We start from the raw sequence: 23,497 nt of genomic DNA, 5'->3' as shown, positions 1-23,497 counted from the left end.
CAATTCACAAACAATTTTAATACAACAAAGAATCATATGAAAAAATCATTTTACAACCCATCCCTGCTTTTTCTGTTAATGGGGACTACCGTTGCTTTTACTTCTTGCGAACGAGGTGATGACCCGATCCCAGATATTCCACCATCAGACGGTACTGAGCTTACGCTAGACGGTGGGGAAGGAGGCAGCAGTGCAGCGAACACTGTTTTTGTTGACCTCAGCGCTGATAAGCAATCCTCTGTAAAACGTACCAGTTGGAACCTGGGATTTTATAATGGCAGTCAATTTAGGGTGGTACTGAATAATACTGCAGGAGCCTCAGCAGTACAGGTAAATAAAGCCGATTTAAATGCTGTATCTGAAAGTGACGTCAATCTGGACGATTTAGCTATTGCCCTGGGTAGTCCGAACGCCTTTGACAACATCGATGATCTAACCGGCGATCTGAGTAAAACGTTGATCCCGGAAATATCAGCTACAGCAGATAATAATAAAGTTTTTGTTGTGAATCCTGTTGGTGGCAGTCACGGTGCTGTGATTACAGCTGACGATCTTTACAAAATCCGTATTCTACGGGAAGGGAATGATTATGTGCTCCAATATGCAAAATTGAACGATACGGATTTTAGCAGCCTTACTGTTAAAAAAGATGAAGGGTATAATTTCAACTACGTATCTTTTACTGAAGGGCCACTTACAGTTGAACCATTGAAAGCTGAGTGGGATTTCCAGTGGACCTGGAGTTTGTATGCGGGTAGCATGCCGAATGGAGATAGCTATCCTTACGGGTATTCAGACATGGTTTTCATTAATCATCACGCCGGTGTTTCAGCAGCAGAAATTGTTTTTGAAGATGCTGAAGGAGCCTCGACAGGTGAACCTACTTATGAAGACTTTGCCGAAGCTGATCTGGCTGGAGTAAGCTTTGCTAACACCAGAGGTGTGATTGCGAGTAGTTGGAGAAAAACAACAGGAACGCCGCTCGGTGCACAACCTGACCGTTTTTACTTAATTAAGGATGGAACCGGCAATGTTTATAAACTAAGGTTTATCAGCATGGGGGCAGGTGACCCGCCGACTGATGGAGGAAAAAGAGGCTATCCTGAGTTGGAATACAAACTTGTCGTAAGAGGGAATTAAAATAAAACAGAAAAATAGATAAGATGATTAGAAGTATTTTAAACACGAGTTTGCTCCTTGCTATCACGATCGTATTTTTTGCTTGCAATGGAACTGGATCCGCTTCTTCTGAGTCAGAAGCATCCTTTGCGGATTCTGCCAGAATCGTCTCAATCAATGGTACTGTTTCTGAGATTTTGGTGGATCTCGGATTAGAGGAACAGATCGTGGGCGTAGATGTAGCGAGCACTTATCCTGAACGATTGCAGGAAAATCCGAAGGTAGGACACAGTCGTCAGTTGACCGCCGAGGGTGTGCTGGCACTTAATCCGGATGTGGTTATTGCTACTACGAACGACCTGAAACCCGAAGTAAAGGATCAGATCGTCAGCGCTGGAGCCAAGGTATTGGTTTTCGACCATGAATATTCCGTTGAAGGTGCAAAGGGACTGATCCGTACGCTGGCTGATAGTCTGGATAAATCTGCAAAGGGTGATTCGATTATTACGGCGTTAGAAAGTGATCTTTCCAAAGTAGACTCTTTGGATCAGCCAGATTCAAAACCCAGTGTATTGTTCATTTACGCCCGGGGTGCTGGCACCATGATGGTGGCTGGAGAAGGCACCCAGGTTGAAAAGATTATTCAATTGGCGGGCGGCGAGAATGCTGTGAGTGGTTTTTCGGACTTTAAACCCTTAACGGCAGAAGCTCTGGTAGCAGCCAATCCGGATGTAATCCTCCTTTTTGACAGCGGTCTGTCGAGCTTAGGTGGAGCAGATATGCTATTGGAAATGCCAGGTGTGAAGGAAACCAATGCTGGTAGAAATCAAAAGATTGTTGAAATGGATGGACAGTTGCTGACGGGCTTTAGCCAACGTTTAGGCAAAGCGATCCTGGAACTTTCAGAAAAAATACATTAGGAAAAAATTAATTGAAACGACGCAAATTAATTTTAGGTGGCTTATTTATTCTCTTAATTGCGGCGAGTGTTTTGTCGGTGTGCGTAGGAGCCGTTAAAATAGGAGCCGGTGAGTTATGGTCAATTATTATGAACCAATTGGGTTTTAGCAATATACAGAACTATTCACAGCAACAAGAGGCTGTGTTTACCACGCTGCGTTTGCCTCGTACGTTGTTGGGGATTTTAGTTGGCGCCACGCTCGCTATTGCTGGTGCTACCATCCAAGGGTTGTTTAGAAACCCTTTAGCCGAACCCGGATTGATTGGTATCTCAGCGGGTGCAACCTTATTTGCAGTTATTATGATTGTCTTGGAAGCTCGTTTTTTCAGCTTTATGACCGCTACTTTTGGTTATTATGCTTTGTCGATCGCTGCTTTCTTCGGAGGGGCATTGGCTACCTTAATTGTCTACCGACTTTCGATGAACCGGGGAAAAGCAGATATCACAACCTTGCTGTTGGCTGGTATCGCTATCAATGCTTTGGCCGGATCCTTTACCGGTTTGTTGACCTATCCGGCGAGCGACGACCAGTTGCGCAATATTACATTCTGGAGTATGGGGAGTTTGGGGAGTGCGAGCTGGAAAACTGTTGGGGTGATTTTACCACTGGTTTTACTTCCGTTAATTGCCCTGCCTTTTTTTGCAAAGCCTTTAAATGCATTGGCTTTGGGTGAGGCGCAGGCCGGCCATATGGGTATTCATGTCGGTTTGCTGAAATCCATGACGATTATTCTGGCCACGCTGGGGGTCGGTGCTTCGGTTTCCGTTTCCGGAATGATCGGCTTTATTGGTTTGGTGATTCCCCATATCCTGAGGATGGCATTTTCAGCAGATAATCGTTTGGTGCTTCCTGGCTCAGCTTTGTTAGGAGCCTCCGTTTTGGTTTTGGCAGATCTGATTTCCAGGGTTATTGTTGCTCCGGCCGAATTACCTATTGGTATTATCACGGCGATTCTGGGTTGTCCTGTTTTTATTTACATCATTTTGGTTGAACGGAGAAAGAGAAGTTTTGTTTAAAAGATTGAGCTATGATTGAAGTAAAAAATATTCATTATTCAGTTGGAACCAAGAAGCTGTTGAACGATATCAGCTTCGATGTGCAGCAGGGTGAGCTTTTGGCTGTTATTGGCGCTAACGGAGCTGGAAAGAGTACATTGATGAAACTGCTTTGCAAGGAAATGAAAAGCGACTCAGGTGATATTTTGATTCACGGAAAACCAATCTCAACTTATAAACTGAGTGAATTGGCAAAGTTCAGATCGGTTTTAGCGCAGAGCAACACGATTTCGGTTTCATTTATGGTCAATGAGCTTGTCATGATGGGGCGGTATCCTCATTTTGACAATCAGCCTACAAGCAAAGATTATGAGATTGTTCGGGCCGTAATGGATGAAACAGGTATTGCTGAATTTGCGCAGAGAGACTACAACACTTTATCTGGTGGTGAACAGCAGCGCGTTCAGCTTGCCCGGGTTATTGCCCAGATTTATGATCAGCCGAAGGGTCTCCTTTTTTTAGACGAACCAACTAACGGACTGGATATTTTATATCAGCAGCAGATCCTATCGTTTGCACGGGATTTGGCCGACAGGGGATACTGCGTAATAAGTATTCTTCATGATATCAATTATGCATCTCGTTACGCGCACAAAGTGCTGATTTTGAAAAAAGGGGAACGAGTGGCTTTTGGTAAGCCCCAGGAAGTAATTAGCTGTGAAAATATACATCAAGCATTTAATATTCATGTAAAACTGGTTGAGGACGCGGAGTTTCATTGTCCGTTTGTTGTTCCCGCTAGAGGTATAAAAAACTAAATCTAATTTTTATTATTATGAAAAACACAACATTAACATTAAAAGATCAGTATGCTGCATTCAAAGCTGAAAATCCAAAGGTTCGCATTCGAGATGCAGCAAAACAGCTGGGCGTTTCTGAGGCCGAATTGGTGGCTACAGGAGAGAAGAATATTGCATTAAGACCTGATTTTCAAGAAATACTTAAAGAGATTAAAACGTTGGGATACGTAATGGCCTTGACCAGAAATGATCACGCGGTACACGAGCGTAAGGGTATTTACACGAAAGCAACCTTCAATGTTCATGTAGGTCTGGTTGTTAATCCAGATATCGATTTGCGTTTGTTTATGACTGCGTGGCATTTTGGATTCGCGGTTCAGGAGAAGGACCGGAAGAGTTTGCAGTTTTTTGATTTGGATGGCACCGCGGTTCATAAAATATACTTGACCGATAAAAGTGATAAAAAAGCTTATGATGCATTGGTAACAAAATATAAGGCCGATGATCAGGGTGCCCCTGTGCTTGTGCAACCTGTGGATAAGGCGATCGTGGAAACCCCAGACAGCGAGATCGATGTCGAAGGTTTTCGAGAAGGTTGGTTAGCGCTGACAGATACACATCAGTTTTTTGGGTTTTTAAAGAAGTTTGGTGTAAGCAGGAGACAAGCAATGAGGCTAGCGCCTGAAGGTCATGCCGAAGAAGTATATTTTGATTCGGTAAAGGGATTGTTGGAAGCGGTGTCTGAGCAAGATGTTGATATTATGGTATTTATCGGTAGTCGCGGTTGCATACAAATCCATACTGGAAAAGCAAAGAAGCTTTTACAAAGCGGTCCCTGGTTTAATATTTTGGATCCTGAGTTTAATATGCATTTGCGTGAGGATGCCGTTGATAGTGTATGGTTAGTGAAAAAACCTACCTCAGATGGGGTTGTCACGAGTATCGAGGCTTATGACAAAGAAGGAAATATCATCGTTCAATTTTTCGGAAAGCGTAAACCGAGAATTCCGGAAAGTGAAGCCTGGCGCAAGGTGGTTGCTGACTTTTTAGTTAAGAAATAATGAAATTGAAGAAACAGATTATGTGTAAGTCTGTGTGTTTTACTTTTCTTGTTTTTGTTTTGTTAAGCTTCTCTGGGCATGTATTTGCCCAGAGGGCTTTTTTAATATACAACAGCGAAGGCGAACAAGTGGACTTTGATCAGGTTATCCAGGAAACGGAGGGCAAGTCACACATTTTTTTTGGTGAACTTCACAATAATCCGATTGGTCATTGGTTGCAACTGGAACTTACAAAAGCTTTATTCCAATCGCACGGTGACCGGTTAGTGATTGGGGTGGAGATGTTTGAGGCCGACAACCAATTGCTTATCGATGAGTATTTCAGTGGTAAGATCAGTCAGAAAAACTTTGAAGATGAGGTGAGGTTATGGAAGAACTACAAGACTGATTACAAGCCTATTCTTGAATTTGCAAAGAAAAACAAATTGAAGTTTATTGCCACCAATATACCCAGAAGATATGCAAATATTGTTTATCATAACGGTATAGGGGTGCTGAATGAGCTTTTCGAACAGGCGAAAAGTTATATCGCTCCGCTACCCATCGAAATTGACACAACTCAGAAATCTTATCAAGAAATCAGCAAAATGGTAGAAGGCCATAAAGGTAAAAATATGATGGAAGCGCAAGCTGTTAAGGATGCTACGATGGCTCATTTTACCTTAGAAAATAGTGGCAGAAAGACGGTATTCCTACATCTCAACGGTTCTTATCACAGTGACCGGAAAGAGGGGATCGTTAATTTCCTGTCGCGTGATATTCCCCTCAAAAAGATTCTGACTATTACGACCGTTAGTCAGGATCAGATTGATGAGCTTGATGAGAGAAACCGACAGCTAGCGGACTTTATCATTGTTGTTGATTCGGATATGACGACGACTCATTAAACGCGCTTGCGGACATCAACAGAGACTTAATCCAAACGATGCTTTGAGCTGGTAAATCCTAATTTCGTCAGTCCTGCTTTAATTTCCGGTGCGCTCATAAAGAGATCCCAGATCATACCACTCCGATGGTTTTCGATCATGACGGGCATGGTCCCTTGGTCGATTGCTAAATAACGAGTCGGGAACCAGTTATCGGTTTCGCTTAAAGCGTCGTAGAAGCCGTATTCGCCCCAAACTTTGTCACCTAAATCTTCATAAAGGTGCCGGATGACCTCCATGCTGTATTCCGGTGTATAAGGGATGGATGAAGTTGCTGCTGTTGGCGTAATAACGCCCAAGTCGTTGTTCGGGCTGTGACCAGAATAACCGTTTACTGAATAACTTGATGTGAAGCCCCACATATTTGGGCCGTAACCTTTAAACTTCTTAGGATTGTCAATCGCGTAGGCTCGGTGAATCAGGGTGTGATTTTTTGTTAAATCCTCATAGTTAGCATATTGGTCTCGCAAACCCTGTGGGTCTAGGCCTAAATAGGAGTAATGGGACCAAAAAAGCGGTCCTACATTTCCATTTTGCCCATTGTGAGCGACGACGGTTTTTATTCCATATTGTTCGGAGTCTGATTTGATATCGCCACTTCTGGCCCAGCCTTCATGATAGACCTCGGCTGGTACTCCGTGTGTGGGAGAAGAAGCTGCAAGGATGTATACGATTAAGCACTCATCGTAACCGCGGATGGGGAAGTTCATTTCCCATCCAACGTTTGGGCTCCAGTGCCAGTAGAGGACATTCTGACCACCGTTTCGATAAAAGTCCCATTCGATTGTCTTCCAAAGTTCGTCAACTTTAGCAGCAAGTGCTTTTTCTTGGTCATTACCGTCCTGAAAATATTGACGGACGGTAATAAGCGCCTGTGCCAGAAATGCTGTTTCTACTAAGTCCCCACCATCGTCCTTCGGACTGAACGGTTTTACTTTGCCAGTTGGGCCATTCAGCCAGTGAGGCCAAACGCCATGAAAGCGATCAGCTTTTTCTAAATAGTCGGCTATCTTGTTAAGTCGAGTGTAGCCCTCCGAACGACTAATAAAACCGCGCTCGATACCTACCAAAATAGACATGATGCCAAATCCGCTCCCTCCGATGGTAACGACGTCCTGATCGTTTTGAGGATACTCGCCATCCATATGAATCCGTTCGCGCGCAAGTCCGGATGTTTCTTCTGCGCCATCCCAGAAATAGTTGAACGTCTGCTTTTGAACCAATGTAAGAAGCGAATCGTCGCTCAAACTCGTTGTGTCGTCTTCATCAGGCTGACTAACGTCTGTTTGTTTTGGGGAGGTACAGCTTGTTATGCCAAAGCTAATTAATGCCATGAATATCATGAAATAGCTCATGACAGTTGAAAAGAGATGTGTTTTTCTACTAGTCATAATCATAAATTTTCGTTCCAATGTCTTGTTTATTCAGCGTATAAATTGCCTATCTCCTCTGCGGTCAAAGCTTTTGTATAAACCTTAAACTCATCTAACATGCCGGTATAATGGAGCATCCAGGCGTCTGGGTCATTTCCAACCCCGATATGTTGTTGAAATGCACCGATAACAAATTGTGAAGCATCTTGAAAGGCTAAAGGACCGAGTGGTGCATCGTCCTTCTTCCTATCGGTTACCGCAGCTGGCAGATCAATCGCTTGCCCATCTAAATATGCTGCAAACTTTGAGGTGTTTTCATCATAGCTGAATGCCAGATGTCGCCATTTCCCGTACATATCGGGTAACCTTTCAACGCCGTTATTCCCGCTAAATTCAACCCAGTTGCCTGCGAAATTGAATTTCAATAGCATGCTGTTATCGTCCGCATCCTCATTACCCTCAATCATGGCGAAAAGATTTCCCCAGAAATCAGAAGTCCGGGGTAGCATAAAGATAGATTGTGCTCCACCACCATGTTTTTCAGTGTTCATCCAAAAAGCAACGGTAAAACTGGTCATCGGAGCCAACTTACCTGCATTTCCAAATTGGATTTGACCGGTCGACGAGCCTTTATAAGCTTTTCCTTTGTGTCCGTCGACAAATGTTACACCTGCAACGGATCCCTCTACATCGTGTATACTATCGAGTGGACTATCTTCAAATGCAAGAAATAGTTGCAAAGGGCCGTTTAGTCGAGCAGTATCGTCAGGGATAATGTTCATCGGCGGTCTTTCCATCTTTTGGCAGCTGACAAAGCTGCTAGCGATTAGCGTCAGGAAGAAGATACCTGTTAATGCTTTGGATATGATATTTTTCATAGTGAGCGATTTTAAGTCAGCGATTAATAGTCAGGGTTTTGTTCGAGAACACCTCCCGATTTATCGATTTCAGGCTGAGGAATGGGTAAAAAACGATTTCTATGTTGATATCCCGGTAAGTTGGCTGCAGCGGTACCCCAGCGTACCAAGTCAAAGAAACGTTGGTGCTCCATCCCGAGTTCCACTTGTCTTTCGTGTCGGATAGCGTTTCGCAGCTCTCCCTGATTGGTAGTTGTCACTTCTGGCAGCACGGCCGAATTACCACCTCTCGCTCGGGCACGGATCATTTCTAAATATTCCAAGGCTTTTTCAGTGTTTGTTGCGCCGCCTAGTTCGTTTGCCGCTTCAGCAGCCATTAAAACCACATCGGCATACCGGATGACACGCATATTGAACCATGCTCCCCCCAGGCTTCCAGTCGATCGTCTGATATCCGGATCGGTATATACTTTTTTATTCCAATAGGGTCTGGGCAGGTTTGAGGGCAGTGTTTCTCCGTAAGGCGAATTCATTTGGCCGGTATAGAGTAGGGTTTCATCCTTGCGTGGATCACCCTCTTCAAAAGCATCTGCCATCTTTTGGTTCGGCACGTTCCATCCCCATCCGAGATTCCAGTCGCCCGCACCCCGTACACCCTGACGGCTTGCGTAGGTAATTCCGACTTCCGTATTGCTTTGTGTATAGTGTGCCTGAATTTCAAATACAGATTCTTTTCCATTTTCCTCTGATTCACGGAAGATCTGATTGTAGGGTGTGCTCAGGTCATATACTTCTGAACTGATAACCATTTCGGCGGAAGCTAAAGCTTGCGACCACATCTGTCGGGTTAGAAAGGTTTTAGCCTGCAGGGCGAGTGCGGCACCCCGGGTAATGCGACCTTCGTATTGGCTGTCCCAGGTAGGGGGTAGGGAAGCTACCGCTTCTTGAAGGTCGCTGTCGATCAACTGGTAGATTTCAGCGATCGTTGATTTGGGTACAATGGCCTCACTCGGATCGTTAATTCTAAAGTCGATTTTAGGCACCTCGCCAAAGGACCTTACCAGATTGAAATAAGCGAAGGCTCTGAAGAACTTAGCTTCACCAATATTCGTTTGCGTGAGTGGCGTCTGATTCTCAAGCGAATCGGCTGCTGCCAAGACATTATTGGAGAGGTTGATGAGGTTATACTGTCCGGTCCAATAAGAATTGATCAGCCAGAAGTCGGTGACATACTGGAAATTGTCAAATATTCTTGCAGCATCTTCACCGTCGCCTGGCGCACTTCCTTTATCAGCATCATCTGCGCGCATATTATGTACCGCGATATAGGGGAGGCCACTGATTCCTTCGTGCCGGAGACCACCGCCATAAATAGCAAATACTTGTCCTTCCAAAGAACCCGGATCTAAGTCCTCTTCGGTTAGCTGACCCAATGGTTTCCGATCAAGCCAGTCTTTTTTACAGGCAGTTGTCATCATCGCAAATAATACGACAACAACTGAAAACTTAATCGATATATGGTTTAATTTTTTCATGATCGTACTTTTTAGCAATTAGAAATTTAAGTTAACTCCAAAGCTGTAGATGGTTGGAACCGGATAAGTACCGTTGTCCACACCAAAAGAAGTGGCGCTTCCACCGATTTCCGGTGTATAGCCTGTGCTATTGGTTAAGGTGAACATGTTTTGTGCATTTAAAAAGATGCGGAGCGATTTTAGCCGTAATCTACTCAAGAGTTCCGGTTCAAAATTATATCCTAACTGCAGGTTCCTTAAGCGGAAAAAACTGCCATCTTCAATGAAATAGGTAGATGACTCTTCGTTGTTCGACCTACTCGAATCCATAATCGGTTCCCAGTTGGAGGTTCCTTCGCCATGCCATCTTTCTAGTCTGTCTTTCAGGAAGTTAAATTGTGTGAATGCATCTCGGTTCCAATTTCTAAAAATCTCATTCCCATATACCCCCATAAAATCAGCTCCTAAGTCAAAACCTTTATAATTTAAGCTAAGTGAGAATCCGTAAGTCAGATCTGGAGTTGGATTCCCAATCATTACCCTATCTGCTTCATTGATGGTATTATTCCCATCCGTATCCCTAAACTTGATATCACCAAGTTGGGCATTGGGATGCGTAGGGGATACCCTGAACTCCTCGTTGGTCTGATAAATACCGTCCGATATATAACCAAAGAAATAACCAATCGGATAACCAACACTTGTTCTGGAAACCCCTTCGACAATATTGAAACCTTCATCCAGCAGTTTCGTTACCTCATTATCCATCGTCGTCAGGTTTCCTCCAATGGTTAAAGAGAGGTCTTCACTGAAGTTTTGTGTCCAGGAAGTTGATAGTTCAATACCTTTATTCCTCACCTCACCGGGATTGGATAAACCAGCTCGCACACCAAGTGATGCAGGAACGGTTACAATAATACCTTTCGTGTCTTTGTGATAGTAAACCGCTTCTAGCGATAGGCGGCTTTCAAATGCAGCTAACTCAAATCCGGCCTCCCACGCATGAACACGTTCCCACCGAAGATTTCGATCTGGAATGTAAGAAGGCTCGTAAGCCGGAATGATATTTTCACCGAAGACTGCCGAGTTGCCAGCTATAAGCAAAGGGAAGAGCGGATATTGATTGCCTCCCGTATTTTGATTCCCCAATACCCCGTAAGAACCTTTGAGTTTTAGTCGGTCGATCGTATTGTTATCAAGCAAGAATTCTTCATCAGACAGTACCCAGGCAGCACCAACAGCGCCGAAATTTTGCCATTGATTGCCATATTTATAAAAGCCGGATGTTCCATCGCGACGGAACGAAGCATTTAACAGGTATTTGCCTTTGTAATTGTAGAGCGCCCGGGCGAGGAAGGAAAGTGTCGCTCGTTCCCAAGCAGTTCCGTTACCGGTTTGCGTATCCGTAGCACCTATACCAACATACCATTTATCTGGGTCGTTAGGAATGGGGTCACCACTGCCTTGCGTGCGACTGGCATTGGTTGATTCATAAGAATTGTAATAGCTGGTCCAGCCCGCCGTAGCTGTCAGGTTATGGTCGCCGAAGCTGTTCTTATAGGTCAATAGCCAGTCGGTTTGTACCTTGGTGAAGATATTTTGATTTTGAGAAACCGATGTGACCCGGTTTAGTGGGTCGATTTTGTCGTCAATGTCTGGATTGTAAGCGTTTATAAGTGGAGAATAAGAACGCCCTTGGTTGAAGCCGTAATCCGCTAAAAAGTTGGCTTTAAATGTAAAGTTCTCAAGGAAGTCAATTTCGCCAAAAATGCTGGCCACAGCGCGGTACTCACGGTTGATTGCCGTATTCTTTCTATCCATAATATCAATCAATGGATTCCAAATCTGTGCACGCTGGAAATCTGGCAAGGTATGATAAAGGCCGTATTCATCATTATAAACGGGTCCTATCGGCGCTGCTCGAACAGCTGATACGACCGATCGCTCCTGTGGTAGTTGTGCACGGTAGCCATTAAAGTTGACACCAAAACGTAGGTTATCGGTAACTTGCAGTTCATCATTGATCGTGAGCGTAATTTTATTCAACTTCTCGTGGTGTATGATCCCTTCTTCGGTTGTATATCCAAGTCCCATATAGAATTTGTTCTTTTCCGAAGCACCACTGACACTTAGATTATTGTAGTTTAGCATTCCCTGTTGGAATATTTGATCTTGCCAGTCGGTATTCGCATTCCAATAGGTATAGTCGTACGCTGGATTTCCTTCATTGGCTAACTGCTCGTCATATAACATTTTAAATCCAGCGGCATCTGTCAATTCCATTCGATCCTGAACACTTTTGAATCCTACTGTAGAATTGAAATTAAAGTTGAGCTGTCCGGCTTTGGCCTGTTTTGTAGTCACGATGATAACCCCATTCGCGCCCCGTACACCGAATATAGCCAGCGATGAGGGGTCTTTGAGGATCTCCATGGACTCGATATCTGCCGGATTCACGAAGTTGATATTATCATTCAGTATACCGTCTACCACATACAGAGGCTTTACACTGTTAATAGAGTTTGTTCCCCGAATCCGCACGTCCGGCTCTGATCCCGGACGACCTGAATTGACGATCTGCACGCCTGCTACTTTACCCTGAATGGATGAAATTGGATTGCTGGCCGGCTTATTAGCCACATCTTCGCCTTCAACTGTAGCGATCGATCCGGTGAGGTCACGTTTGGTTGCTGTACCATAACCGATCACGACAACTTGATCGAGTTCTTGTGAAGAAGTTTCCAGGTTGACATCAATTCGCGTTTGATTATTTATCGGAACTTCTTGGGTGGTATAACTGATAAAACTGAAAACCAGAATGTCATCAGCCGCTACCTGTAAGCTATATTCACCTTCTATACCGGTTTGCGTTCCGGCACCTGAACCTTTGGCTTTGACTGTAGCGCCCGGAATAGTTTCTCCTGTCTCGGCGTCGAGAACAACGCCGCTTACGGTTATCAGCTCTTGTGCCTGTATGTGAGTGGTAAGAAAAAAGAGGGATGCCGCGAGACAATAAGTAATGATTTTCATACGCTCATAATTAAGTTAAAAATCGATCTCAAGAAGACACAGTTGTCCCCTTAATGAATAAAACTAATTAGTAAGCAGAATGTTTTACTTGATTGTTATTGATCTTATTAGCGATTTAATTCGTTCATTAAACCATGCAGGTCTAACGGTCTGGTATACATCTCCAGAGAACCATCCGGTTTTTGTGGCCATTGCTCTTTAGGCCGATCCCAGTAAAGTTCAACACCGTTACCGTCCGGATCATTTAAATACAGAGCTTCCGATACACCATGGTCACTCGCTCCTGTTAAAGGATACTTCGCTTCGCGAAGACGATCTAGGATCCGTGCCAAGTCCTTTCTTGTAGGATAAACTATTGCCGTATGATATAAACCTACGCCATAAGGCGATGCCGGTTCAGCACCTTCACTATACCATGTGTTTAGTCCTATATGATGATGATAGCCTCCAGCGGAAATAAATGCGGCTTGTTCTCCGTACATCGTTGTTATCTCAAATCCTAATAAATCGGTGTAGAAAGCGAGTGCACGTTGCAGGTCGGCTACTTTCAAGTGCACATGGCCGATACGGGTTTCGGCAGGAGCGACAAATTTTTCGTTTTTACTTTCCATTTGATTTAGATGTTAGTGCTAAAAGAATCGTATATAAGGCCTTGTTGTAAATGGTGAAAATGGCCATGGTATCGAAGTAAAGATAAATATAAATGCAATCGTATACCAAATGGCGATTGCTTTAAACTTCTTTTGTGAGTCTTTCGTTCTTCGCGCTATGCTGGAACCGATGGTGATGAAACTGACGGCCAGAACCATCATGGTAATGTGTTCCATGCCGAAGAAGCGTGGTTGTGTCATGTGGACTGCTTCATTGAAGTTATTCAAAAAGTAATCGACAATCGGACTGATCCAATAAAGCCAGGCACCTATAATCAGTTGGATATGAACAAAGGAAACCGTGATGATCCGAAGATAATTGTCAAATTTTGTAAAAGGCTTCTTTTTAAGCCATCCGCGATACGCGAAAAATAAAGATATCACCAAGCTTATCAATATAAACCAGCGAAGAATTGAATGTAAAATTAACAGCGTTGGAAACATGTTATAAGCACTAAATAAGAACGACAACTTTACCGCTAGTGTGGTGTGATTCAACCTGTCTATGGGCTTGCGCCATCTGGTTTAAAGGAAACGTCTCATCCACGTGTACCTTAAGCTGACCTTGACGCATGAAATCTGCTATCTGGCTTATTTGTTTTTGATCTGGATACATGAGCGGCCAAATTAGTTCAACGCCTTGTTCTTTAGCGAGCTTGATGGCAACGGGGTCATCTTTGGTAGAGGAGGGTAGGCATACGACCCGACCACCCCTTTTGATGCATTTGATCGTACGGTATAGAATTTCACCACCCATTGCATCCATGGCAGCGTCTAGTGAAGCTACATGATCTTCAAAGGTGCTGTTTTTATAGTCTATTGGATGATCGACACCCAATTCCTTCAAAAATGGAATGTTCTTTTGAGATGCTGTGCCAAAAACTTCAGCACCAGCGATCTTGGCAAACTGAACAGCCAGGTGCCCTACGCCGCCCGCTGCGGCCTGAATTAATATTCGTTGCCCTGCCTGGATCTGTAAATGATCGTATATGGTTTGATAAGCAGTTAACCCGGCCAAAGGAACAGCCGCTGCTTCTCCAAAACTGATATTGGGTGGTTTATGTGTTAAATGTACCGGATCTGCTGTTGTATACTCAGCATAGGCTTTGCCGAGCCCCGGAAATCCGATGCAGCCCATGACGTCATCGTTTACTTTAAACTTTGTTACGTTTTTACCAACAGCTTCAACTTTTCCGCTAACATCAAAACCCAAAATAACCGGTAAACTGATGTTTTTGCACATCCCGCTTGTGCCAGCTCGAATTTTCGTGTCAACAGGATTAATCCCCGCTGCTTTTATCCGTATAAGAACCTGATCGTCATTATAGGTTGGTTTTTCTATTTCCTTTAGCTCCAGATTGCCTGGTTGGCCATATTCCGTTAAAATTACTGCTTGCATACTATCTAGATGTGATAGGTAAATATACAGATAATTTCATTCACCGAATATTTTCTGCCGTTCACCGATTTTCTAATTGTACTGACCTAATTCATCTTTCGCAGGAGCACTTCGGTGCCTACTTTTGAATCAAACAATGCTGATAATCAAATAAATAATATTATGAAAACGAATCTAATTATCGAAACAAACCAAACCTTAGTAACAACTAAATCTATTAACAACTCTCAAAATTTTTCAATTATGAAAACCTTACAAATTTCTCTTCTAACCCTATTTGTTCTTATGTATGCGCTTGTCAATGTACAAGCTGCTCCCATCAACGCCGCTTCACCGGCTAAAGACCTAAAAGAAAACACAATAAAAGCTTCCAGATCTTACACCATTAATAAATTTATTGAAGGCGTAACAAGTGGCAATACGAAGGACTTTATTAAACTGTTGGATGACAACTTCCAACAAACTGTTGCCTACAATGGCAAATCCGTAACCTATAACAAAAGTCAGTTTGTTAAGATTCTTGGGATGTCGAAAGATATCGTTATGAACTGTACAACAACCTATACCGTGGTTGAAGAATGTGATGACTTGTCGATCGTTAAAGTGGAAATGAAATTCCCAACCTTCGTAAAGACCAGCTACGTGACCATGAAACCAGATCGTGCTGATGAATGGAAAATTACGAACGTATCTACTGTGTATGGTGCAGAGGCCTAGATACGTCACCATTATAAACGCAAAGCCTGCTCGATTCGTGCAGGCTTTTTTGGTTATAATTGACTGAAGATCGTTAGCAATGGGTACTAGCTTTTCACGGTTGTCGTGTCATCGTCGACCGGTCCTGCGCTAGGTAAATTGAGCTGAATAGGCAATGTGAATTGGATGCGGACCTTTCTGCCGTTTTGAATAGCCGGGTTCCATTTGGGACTGTTTTTCAAGACACGGATAGCTTCTTCTCCGGTACCATATTTTAGATCTTGGACAACAGTAATGTCCGATAAGCTACCGTCCTTTTCGATAATGAACTTAATGAGCATTTTGCCTTTGATGCCGTTCTTTACTGCTGCTTCAGGGTAGACATAGTTATCAGCGATATACCGGTAAAAACCTGGCATTCCTCCTTCGAAAGTGGGCATAATTTCCGTCACCGTAAACACTGGTTCATCATCATCCGAACTCAAACTGTCATCCTCATGCTTCGCAATCGCTGTTTCTGTCTGTGGTCGCGAAGAATCGTTCGGGTTCCCCGAGAATTCGATGTTAATCTTCCGTCCGGACGAATCAGACGTATCCTTTTCTGCCGAGGCTACTCCTTGAAACGCGACCCCGATTGTATTGATTTGATCAGATTGATTCGCCGATGAGGACTGACAGGCAATAACCGTCGCCAAAGCCGGGACTAGCAATATGAAACTCATCAGTGTTGTCTTTTTCGATTTGTCTTTAAATAACATAGCGATCCGCGGTTTCAGGATAGGCCTGTTGAAAAAGTTGTTCGTAAGCGTAGGGGTGTTCGTTGCCAGAGCTTTGCTCAATAAAAGATGTGCATATTCTATACGTTCTTCTGAAGAAGAGACACTTTTCTGATCGGCGATATACTCGTGGTTCAACTTCACCGAATTCGCCATAACATAGCTTATCGGGTTAAACCAGTTAACTATCTTAATAATTTCAAAAAGTAATACATCAATGCTATGCAATTCGTTCGCATGCGTGCGTTCGTGAATCAGAATCCGATCGTAACCTTCGATTTTAGGATCGATTACAATCCGCTTAAAAAAGGAGAACGCTCGTTGATCTGCTTGTGCATTCAGTGACTTGCGTGTCATCCATGAACGAACTGTCAGCCAGAACAACGATCCGATGACTCCTGTAAAATAGAGTAAAGCAAGCAGGTCCCATACCGATGTACTGTTTCGCGTTACTTCTACTGCCTGATTCATCTGCTGACCGATCGTCACTGCCGCTAAAACGATACTATTGCCGGTACTTGTCGTTGCCGTATTGTCGAGTGAAATAGTTTGACTCAATGAAACAAAAGGCAGAACAAAGGAACTGACAGCAGCCAATAGCAGATAGAAGCGCTTAAGCTGAAAAAAGGTTGTATTCCTTAGGAATATCCAATAGAAGCCATAAAAAATGATCAGGTAAATATTAATCCACAATAGGTAATTCATAATAGTAAGATTGGTGGTTAGCGCTCTTGTTATTTTTTCTTTGCTTGTTCTAAAATCTTCATGATTTCGTCAAGCTCTTTTGTGTCAATCTGTTTGTTGTCCAGGAAAAAAGAAAGCATATTTTGTGCTGAATCATCAAAATAGGATGACACCAGTTTCTTGGTTGCAAAGCTTTTGTAAGTATCTCTGTCAATTAGAGGGTAATACTGGTGACTTTTGCCAAAACTTTCATGACCGACAAAACCCTTGTTCTCTAGAATCCGAATAATCGTCGAAACGGTGTTGTAAGCCGGTTTCGGTTCAGGTAACTCTCTAATGATGTCTTTTACGAATGCCTTCTCCAGTGTCCATAGTTTTTGCATGACTTCTTCTTCAGCTTTTGTTAACTCTCTTATATCCATAGGTGAAAATGTTTGATATAAAGTTAAAACTAATAGTTTAGTTGTGCAACTATTTCTTTAGTTTATTTCTTGTGTGCGCTTGCTTTCTCTTCTTTTATTATCTTTGTCTTTACATTTAATTAACAATTAATTCGTATGGAGAGTAGGGAACAGAAGTCGAAGAATCGGAATCTATTTAAGGATCGTAAGCGAACCAATATCCTGAAAGATTCAGAACAGAAACTGATCCTATATCTGATTAAGAAGGTGCCTGGGTGGGTGAGTCCCAATATGCTGACAGGAATCGGTATCGCAGGTTCTGTCCTCATTTTTCTGGCTTTCGTATTAGCATATTATGTAGATACGACCTTTCTTCTTCTCGGTCCTTTTGGCTTCTTTGTCAATTGGTTTGGAGATTCATTGGACGGTCGTATCGCCTACTTTAGAAAGATCCCGCGAAAATGGTACGGCTTTTCGCTCGATATTATTATGGATTGGATCGGAACGGTCATTATTGGTTTAGGTTATTTTGTTTACGCAGACCCAGGCTATGAGATTGTTGCTTTTATTTTGGTAGCACTGTATGGCTGGGCAATGATTATTTCCCAACTCCGTTATAAAATATCCAATGTATACGCCATTGATGCCGGGATTGTCGGGCCGACCGAGATCCGGGTCATTATCAGCCTGATTATTCTGATAGAGCTGATCTTTCCTCACACCATCCATTACTTTATCAGTGCCATCTGCGTGATTCTCCTCCTTATCAATATAAAGGATACCAATGCGTTGCTGGATCTTGGCGATTTAAGGGATTTGGAAGAGAAAAAATAAGCATGTGAAAAAAGCATTTTCCATACAGACCTTTTCGAAAGCTCAATTATCTGCTTTTTTAGGTGGTTTGGTGGATTATGCCGTGATGATTATATGCACAGAGCTGTTTCATATCTACTACCCGATATCTATTTTGCTCAGCGGACTAGTCGGTGCGGTTGTTAATTTCTCTATTAATCGGTATTGGACATACCGCGTACAGCATTTGGGCATAGGCAAACAATTACTTAAATTTATTGCTGTAGTATTGGGCAGTATTATATTGAAGTCGCTCGGCACCTATCTGGTTACCAATTGGTTGTCGATAGATTATAAGATTAGTCGTGTGATCATTGATATCATCGTGTCCTTGGGGTTTAATTATACATTACAAACCTATTGGGTTTTTAGGAAAGGAAAAACATTATGAAATCAAGCACATCACCAGACTCTTTTTTCGACGGACTGGAAACATGGAAGGCCGAGTTAACCGTTCTTAGAAACATTTTTTTAAGTGCCGGCCTGGATGAAACGATGAAATGGGGTACGCCAACATATACGTATAATGGTAAGAATATTGTCGGTATTGCCGGTTTTAAGTCGCATTTCGCTGTTTGGTTCCATAACGGCTATTTCTTGAAAGATCCGCACGGTGTATTGGTCAATGCTCAGGAAAATAAAACCAACGCCCTCCGTCAAATGCGATTCAGTTCTATAGATGATATTGATCGGGATATTTTACTGGTCTATGTTAACGAAGCCATTAATAATCAAAAGCAAGGAAAGGTGTTCAAGCCCAATCGCGATAAGCCTCTGATCATTCCTCCAGAACTTAAATCATTTCTTGAGAGCAATCCCTCCCTTAAAGATTCTTTCGATTCAATGGGTAAAGGCAAACAACGCGAATTTGCAGAATACATTAGTACAGCGAAGCAAGATAAAACAAAGAATGCCCGTCTGGAAAAAATTATCCCCCTATTAGAAAAAGGGATAGGTTTAAACGACAAATACCGCTAACGCTGTACATTAACGGTATTTGTTGTTTGATTTATTCCTCCGAAAATATACGTCGGCAGACCATTGTCATGTCTTGTTATAAATGTTTTAGGACTTTTGCTTCGTGAGAGAAGATAATCTCTTCGGCAATATTCGTCAACTGGTCGCCGACACGTTCCAGTTTTCTGATAATCGAAAGGAAATTCAACCCTTGTTCTATCTTGTTCAGGTCAGAGCCGATATACTCCCTTATATTTTGGGTGGCGAGCATATTGATCTCATTTAAGATTTCATCTCTTTTAAAGATTTTCCTCGCAAGCTTGGTGTCCTCGTCAATGTAAGCTTTCAGGACATCTTCCATGATACTGATCGCCGCCTTATACATTTCATGAATTTCGGTAACTTTCAGTAGATCTTTATCGAAAGCATCCGATTCGCTGATAATGTGTTTGCAGATCCCTTCAGCCAAATCGCCGATACGCTCTAAATTGTTGTTTATTTTCAAGGTTGCCAATACAGTACGTAGGTCACCTGCTACCGGGTTGTATAAGGCGAATATATCTTCACAGTCACTATCGATTTTCAGTTCCATCGAGTTTACTCTCTTTTCGTTTACAATCACCTCCCTTGCCAAATCCTTGTCATTGTTGATTAGCGCCTGATAGGCTTTCTCAATTTGAGATTCAACGAGCACCCACATATTGATTGTGGTCTTCTTTAACTGCTCCAATTCTTTATCCAGATGTATCATAAATAACTGTTCTTAAAATTGTACCCTACTATGCAACCAGCTAATTGCTTCCGGATTATCCGAACCTACCGGTAATATAGTTTTCTGTCTGTTCCTTTGCGGGGTTCGTGAATATTTTCTCCGTTAAATCATATTCAATCAATTCCCCTAAGTAAAAATACGCAGTTTTATCACTAATCCTAGCAGCCTGTTGCATATTATGCGTAACGATCACAATCGTATAGTCATTTTTCAATGTGTGAATCAGTTCCTCAATCTTTGTAGTTGATATCGGGTCAAGTGCTGACGCTGGTTCATCCATTAATAAAACCGATGGTTTTACCGCAACTGCGCGTGCAATACAAAGGCGCTGCTGCTGTCCACCCGAAAGTGCCATTGCTGATTTGTGCAGATTATCTTTCACTTCATCCCATAGAGCAGCCTGCTTCAATGCATTTTCGACTGTTTCATCGATATATTCTTTAGACTTTTCACCATTGATCCGGAGACCAAAGGCAACATTCTCATAGATTGTTTTCGGAAAGGGGTTAGGCTTTTGGAACACCATTCCCACCTTTTTACGATATTCGTAGATATCAATTTCATTCTTATAGATATCTACATTATCGACTAGAACTTCCCCTTCAATTCTTGCACTTTCGATCAGGTCGTTCATCCGGTTGAAACATCTTAAGAAAGTTGATTTACCGCAGCCCGATGGCCCGATGAAAGCCGTTACTGTATTCGCCATCATTTGGATCGAAACATCCTTCAGAGCGTGTTTCGGTCCATAGTAAAGATTTAACTTCCTTGTTTCCAGTTTATAATTCGGATTTAACTCCTTTACTGACTTGTTTTTTTGTACCATTTGTTCCTTAAATAGATAGCAATACCATTTAATATAAAGGTGAATAATAGCAACACGATAATTCCTGCTGCCGCATTGATAACAAAACCATGTTGTGGTCGTGTTGTCCAGTTAAATATTTGAATAGGCAATGACGTATATTGATCCAACGGCCCTTCAGGTATAAAAGGGACATAGGCCAACGCACCCACTACGATTAATGGAGCTGTTTCGCCGATGGCCCGTGACGTTGATAAGATAATCCCCGTCATGATCCCACCAAATGAAGCAGGTAACACCACCCTTCTAATGGTTTGCCATTTTGTTGCCCCCAACCCATAAGCGGCCTGTCTTAACGAGTCTGGTACAGCCTTAATTGCCTCCCTTGTTGACACAATAATAATCGGCATGATCAATAATGACAACGTCAGTGAACCAGCTAAAATGCTATTTCCTAAATTAGCCATTCTTACGAAGACCTGCAAGCCCAGGATCCCATAGATTACCGAGGGAACCCCTGCCAGATTGGATATGTTGATTTCAATAAACTTAGCGAGACGATTCTTCTGTCCATATTCCTGCAAATAAATACCTGCCAAAATCCCGATTGGCAGAGCGACAATCAGTGTAAATAGCAAGAGGCTAACCATTCCTGCCAGCGCTGTATAGATACCCGCTTGTTCTGGGTGTCGCGACGGCAAGTTCATAAAGAACGACCAGTCCAGACGTGTAACTCCTTTTATCAGGATATCGATCAATAAAACTGCTAACATGAGCAATGCGAAGCTTGTGCAAGCAATCGCATAAATCCGAAAGAGCCTGTCTTTCGTTTTTGCAGAAACGAGAGGCTGTTTAGTCATAGCGGTTTTGATATTTTTTTTGAATCCAGAATGAAATATTATTCAATAAGAACGTAAATGCAAACAAGGTTATCCCCGCAGCAAAAATCGTTCTGTACTCTAATGAATCCTGTGGAACGTCACCCATGCTCACTTGCACAATATAGGTTGTAATTGTCTCAACCGGTTCCAACGGATTTAAAGTCAGATTCGGTTGTTGGCCAGCAGCGATCGCTACGATCATCGTTTCTCCCAATGCTCGGGAGATAGCCAGGATGATGGACACGATGATTCCCGAACTTGCTGCAGGTACGATTACCCTAAACGCCGTTTGTAATTTATTCGCCCCTAAACCATAACTAGCTTCCCGCAGACCTTTCGGCACCGCGCGCAAAGCATCTTCACTTAGTGAAGTAATGTAGGGGATGATCATGATACCCATCACAATTCCGGGTGATAATGCGTTGAACCCAGCGAGTCCCGGAATAAAGGTCTGAAGGAGAGGAGTCACAAATTGCAATGCGAAAAAACCATATACTACAGTTGGGATCGCAGCCAGTACCTCAAGTATTGGTTTAACTGCTGCTGTAAACTTTTTTGACGCATATTCGTTCAGGTATACCGCAATGCTTACGCCTACCGGAACAGCCAGCAAGGTAGCGATCAATGTTGTTAAAATCGTTCCCGAAAGTAGGGGTAGGATACCGAAATGCTGATCCTCAAACAACGGTGTCCACTCCAAATCCGTAATAAAATCGATAATTGATACTTCAGCAAAGAACTTTACTGTGTCGATAGATAGAACCAGGATAATCCCAATCGTGGTCAGTACCGAGATTAAACTGCAGACAATCATTAAGGCCTCAATGAATCTCTCAGATTTAACAGGTGATTTTGCCATTTCTTAGTCAGTCTGGTTTTTTAACAATTCTAAAAGATTTGCCCCTACGATTGATTTGTCTTCAAAGATAGAACCTGTTTTTAGATTTTTAAAGTTTTCGTAGGATAATTTATATACCTCTGCCGGAAGGGCCACATAGCCCACTTCTTTCGCCAGCGCTCCCGCATTTTCCATATAGAACTTAACATATTCCTGCACATAAGGCAGTTCTGCGGAACTCTTATTTACATAGATAAATTCTGGTCGCGCCAAAGGCTGGTAACTACCGTTCTGAACTGTTTCGTCAGAAGGGAGCACTGCTTCGCTGTTCTCATCTACCTTAATTGGAACCAATTTTAATTTATCGGCATTTTCCGTATAATAAGCCAGACCAAAATAACCCAAGCCATTCACATCTGTCGATACACCCTGCACCAACACATTATCATCTTCACTTGCTGTATAATCGCCCCTTGAAGCCTTTGCTTTTCCGTTAATTGCTTCCGTAAAATAATCGTAGGTGCCAGACGATGTGCCAGCCCCATATAAATTCAAGGGTCTGTCAGGCCATTCCGCTCTAATCTGATTCCATCGTGTAATTTTACCCTGGCTCTCTGGTGCCCACATTTTGTGCAGTTCCGCTACAGTAAGATAGTCGACAAAATCGTTTTGCGGACTAATGACTACTGCTAGGCCATCATAAGAAACCGGTAATTCGATGAACTCAATATTCGCTTCTTTTGCCCCCGCTATTTCCGAAGCACTGATAGGCCGGGATGCGTTGCTGATATCCAGCTCACCGCGCAGAAATTTCTTAAATCCACCTCCCGTACCTGATACCCCCACCGTCACCCGGATGTCTGGTCGTACCTCTCGGAATTCCTCTGATACCGCTTCTGTCAAAGGGTATACCGTGCTTGAACCGTCAATGTTGATTTTGCCCTCGTAGGTTTTAAAACAGGAAGAAAAGAGGCCTAAAAAGACGATTAGCCCAATTCGCTGTATAAGAGTTTTTTTTAGCTGCATCTCGCTGCAAAGATATTAAGAGAGTGTTTATAGAAAGTTAAACCAATGTTAATTTAATGTTAACAATCAATGTCTGTTATTAGTTTTTTTTCAAAGATAATCATTAGAAAAATATTCCCTATA

24 protein-coding genes are annotated in these 23,497 nt (G+C 42.8%); 10 read left to right on the top strand and 14 right to left on the bottom strand.

The window, feature by feature from the left end:
• Positions 1–36 precede the first annotated feature (36 nt).
• The 6 genes from D3P12_RS13660 to D3P12_RS13635 are packed head-to-tail and all read left to right on the top strand — an operon-like array spanning position 37 to position 5,824.
• Positions 37–1,140, top strand: a complete 1,104-nt coding sequence (locus D3P12_RS13660; RefSeq protein WP_118196399.1) for an HmuY family protein — start codon at positions 37–39, stop codon at positions 1,138–1,140.
• A 23-nt stretch (positions 1,141–1,163) separates the two neighbouring features.
• Positions 1,164–2,039 carry a heme/hemin ABC transporter substrate-binding protein gene (locus D3P12_RS13655; protein ID WP_118196397.1) on the top strand — a complete coding sequence of 292 codons (876 nt, stop codon included), beginning with the start codon at positions 1,164–1,166 and terminating at the stop codon, positions 2,037–2,039.
• Between the two features lie 11 nt (positions 2,040–2,050).
• The gene (locus D3P12_RS13650; RefSeq protein WP_118196395.1) at positions 2,051–3,097 is read left to right on the top strand and encodes a FecCD family ABC transporter permease; all 1,047 of its coding nucleotides are present in this window, start codon (positions 2,051–2,053) and stop codon (positions 3,095–3,097) included.
• A gap of 11 nt (positions 3,098–3,108) precedes the next feature.
• Complete coding sequence (locus D3P12_RS13645) at positions 3,109–3,894, top strand: heme ABC transporter ATP-binding protein (RefSeq protein ID WP_118196394.1); 786 nt, start codon at positions 3,109–3,111, stop codon at positions 3,892–3,894.
• A 17-nt stretch (positions 3,895–3,911) separates the two neighbouring features.
• Positions 3,912–4,937: a hemin-degrading factor gene (locus tag D3P12_RS13640; RefSeq protein ID WP_118196392.1), complete on the top strand. Its 1,026-nt coding sequence runs from the start codon at positions 3,912–3,914 to the stop codon at positions 4,935–4,937.
• A complete protein-coding gene (locus tag D3P12_RS13635; RefSeq protein WP_205941108.1) occupies positions 4,937–5,824 on the top strand; it encodes a ChaN family lipoprotein in 888 nt (295 codons plus the stop codon). Before D3P12_RS13640 ends, D3P12_RS13635 begins: the two co-directional genes overlap by 1 nt.
• Before the next feature lie 26 nt (positions 5,825–5,850).
• On the opposite strand, the gene D3P12_RS13630 is transcribed toward D3P12_RS13635, so the two are convergent.
• The 7 genes from D3P12_RS13630 to D3P12_RS13600 form a co-directional block, all read right to left on the bottom strand.
• The gene (locus tag D3P12_RS13630; protein WP_205941142.1) at positions 5,851–7,218 is read right to left on the bottom strand and encodes a glucoamylase family protein; all 1,368 of its coding nucleotides are present in this window, start codon (positions 7,216–7,218) and stop codon (positions 5,851–5,853) included.
• A 65-nt stretch (positions 7,219–7,283) separates the two neighbouring features.
• Entirely contained in the window at positions 7,284–8,114 is an 831-nt protein-coding gene (locus D3P12_RS13625) for a LamG domain-containing protein (protein ID WP_118196390.1), read from the bottom strand.
• Between the two features lie 23 nt (positions 8,115–8,137).
• Positions 8,138–9,628 (bottom strand): RagB/SusD family nutrient uptake outer membrane protein, encoded by a 1,491-nt coding sequence (locus tag D3P12_RS13620; RefSeq protein ID WP_118196389.1) that lies wholly within the window; start codon positions 9,626–9,628, stop codon positions 8,138–8,140.
• 18 nt (positions 9,629–9,646) lie between these two features.
• Positions 9,647–12,637, bottom strand: a complete 2,991-nt coding sequence (locus D3P12_RS13615) for a SusC/RagA family TonB-linked outer membrane protein (protein WP_118196388.1) — start codon at positions 12,635–12,637, stop codon at positions 9,647–9,649.
• 107 nt (positions 12,638–12,744) lie between these two features.
• The gene (locus D3P12_RS13610; RefSeq protein WP_118196387.1) at positions 12,745–13,248 is read right to left on the bottom strand and encodes a VOC family protein; all 504 of its coding nucleotides are present in this window, start codon (positions 13,246–13,248) and stop codon (positions 12,745–12,747) included.
• An 18-nt stretch (positions 13,249–13,266) separates the two neighbouring features.
• The gene (locus D3P12_RS13605) at positions 13,267–13,671 is read right to left on the bottom strand and encodes a hypothetical protein (protein WP_245977455.1); all 405 of its coding nucleotides are present in this window, start codon (positions 13,669–13,671) and stop codon (positions 13,267–13,269) included.
• Between the two features lie 70 nt (positions 13,672–13,741).
• Positions 13,742–14,686 carry an NADP-dependent oxidoreductase gene (locus tag D3P12_RS13600; protein WP_118196385.1) on the bottom strand — a complete coding sequence of 315 codons (945 nt, stop codon included), beginning with the start codon at positions 14,684–14,686 and terminating at the stop codon, positions 13,742–13,744.
• Positions 14,687–14,929: 243 nt separating this feature from the next.
• On the opposite strand from D3P12_RS13600, the gene D3P12_RS13595 reads away from it, so the two are divergent.
• On the top strand, positions 14,930–15,403 hold the full coding sequence (locus tag D3P12_RS13595; RefSeq protein ID WP_157970357.1) for a hypothetical protein: 474 nt from the start codon (positions 14,930–14,932) through the stop codon (positions 15,401–15,403).
• An 86-nt stretch (positions 15,404–15,489) separates the two neighbouring features.
• On the opposite strand, the gene D3P12_RS13590 is transcribed toward D3P12_RS13595, so the two are convergent.
• Positions 15,490–16,863: a TonB family protein gene (locus D3P12_RS13590; protein WP_118196382.1), complete on the bottom strand. Its 1,374-nt coding sequence runs from the start codon at positions 16,861–16,863 to the stop codon at positions 15,490–15,492.
• A 29-nt stretch (positions 16,864–16,892) separates the two neighbouring features.
• On the bottom strand, positions 16,893–17,264 hold the full coding sequence (locus D3P12_RS13585; protein ID WP_118196380.1) for a BlaI/MecI/CopY family transcriptional regulator: 372 nt from the start codon (positions 17,262–17,264) through the stop codon (positions 16,893–16,895).
• 135 nt (positions 17,265–17,399) lie between these two features.
• Between D3P12_RS13585 and D3P12_RS13580 the strand changes: the two genes are divergently transcribed.
• The 3 genes from D3P12_RS13580 to D3P12_RS13570 are packed head-to-tail and all read left to right on the top strand — an operon-like array spanning position 17,400 to position 19,073.
• On the top strand, positions 17,400–18,077 hold the full coding sequence (locus tag D3P12_RS13580) for a CDP-alcohol phosphatidyltransferase family protein (protein WP_118196378.1): 678 nt from the start codon (positions 17,400–17,402) through the stop codon (positions 18,075–18,077).
• A gap of 4 nt (positions 18,078–18,081) precedes the next feature.
• Entirely contained in the window at positions 18,082–18,486 is a 405-nt protein-coding gene (locus D3P12_RS13575; protein ID WP_118196375.1) for a GtrA family protein, read from the top strand.
• Complete coding sequence (locus D3P12_RS13570; RefSeq protein ID WP_118196374.1) at positions 18,483–19,073, top strand: YdeI/OmpD-associated family protein; 591 nt, start codon at positions 18,483–18,485, stop codon at positions 19,071–19,073. Before D3P12_RS13575 ends, D3P12_RS13570 begins: the two co-directional genes overlap by 4 nt.
• Positions 19,074–19,149: 76 nt before the next feature.
• Here the strand turns inward: D3P12_RS13570 and phoU are convergent, their stop codons facing one another.
• The 5 genes from phoU to D3P12_RS13545 are packed head-to-tail and all read right to left on the bottom strand — an operon-like array spanning position 19,150 to position 23,374.
• Positions 19,150–19,803, bottom strand: a complete 654-nt coding sequence (gene phoU, locus D3P12_RS13565; protein WP_118196372.1) for a phosphate signaling complex protein PhoU — start codon at positions 19,801–19,803, stop codon at positions 19,150–19,152.
• 55 nt (positions 19,804–19,858) lie between these two features.
• Positions 19,859–20,650, bottom strand: a complete 792-nt coding sequence (gene pstB / locus D3P12_RS13560) for a phosphate ABC transporter ATP-binding protein PstB (protein ID WP_118196370.1) — start codon at positions 20,648–20,650, stop codon at positions 19,859–19,861.
• Entirely contained in the window at positions 20,626–21,489 is an 864-nt protein-coding gene (gene pstA, locus D3P12_RS13555) for a phosphate ABC transporter permease PstA (RefSeq protein WP_118196368.1), read from the bottom strand. The genes pstB and pstA overlap by 25 nt, the downstream gene beginning before the upstream one ends.
• On the bottom strand, positions 21,482–22,369 hold the full coding sequence (gene pstC, locus D3P12_RS13550; RefSeq protein WP_118196366.1) for a phosphate ABC transporter permease subunit PstC: 888 nt from the start codon (positions 22,367–22,369) through the stop codon (positions 21,482–21,484). Before pstC ends, pstA begins: the two co-directional genes overlap by 8 nt.
• Before the next feature lie 3 nt (positions 22,370–22,372).
• A complete protein-coding gene (locus tag D3P12_RS13545; RefSeq protein WP_118196364.1) occupies positions 22,373–23,374 on the bottom strand; it encodes a PstS family phosphate ABC transporter substrate-binding protein in 1,002 nt (333 codons plus the stop codon).
• Positions 23,375–23,497 lie beyond the last annotated feature (123 nt).

Source organism: Pedobacter indicus (assembly GCF_003449035.1).
In the GTDB taxonomy this organism is placed as follows: Bacteria; Bacteroidota; Bacteroidia; order Sphingobacteriales; family Sphingobacteriaceae; genus Albibacterium; species Albibacterium indicum.
Note: the sequence above shows the minus strand (reverse complement) of the source record. Positions and strands in the feature narration are given on the sequence as shown.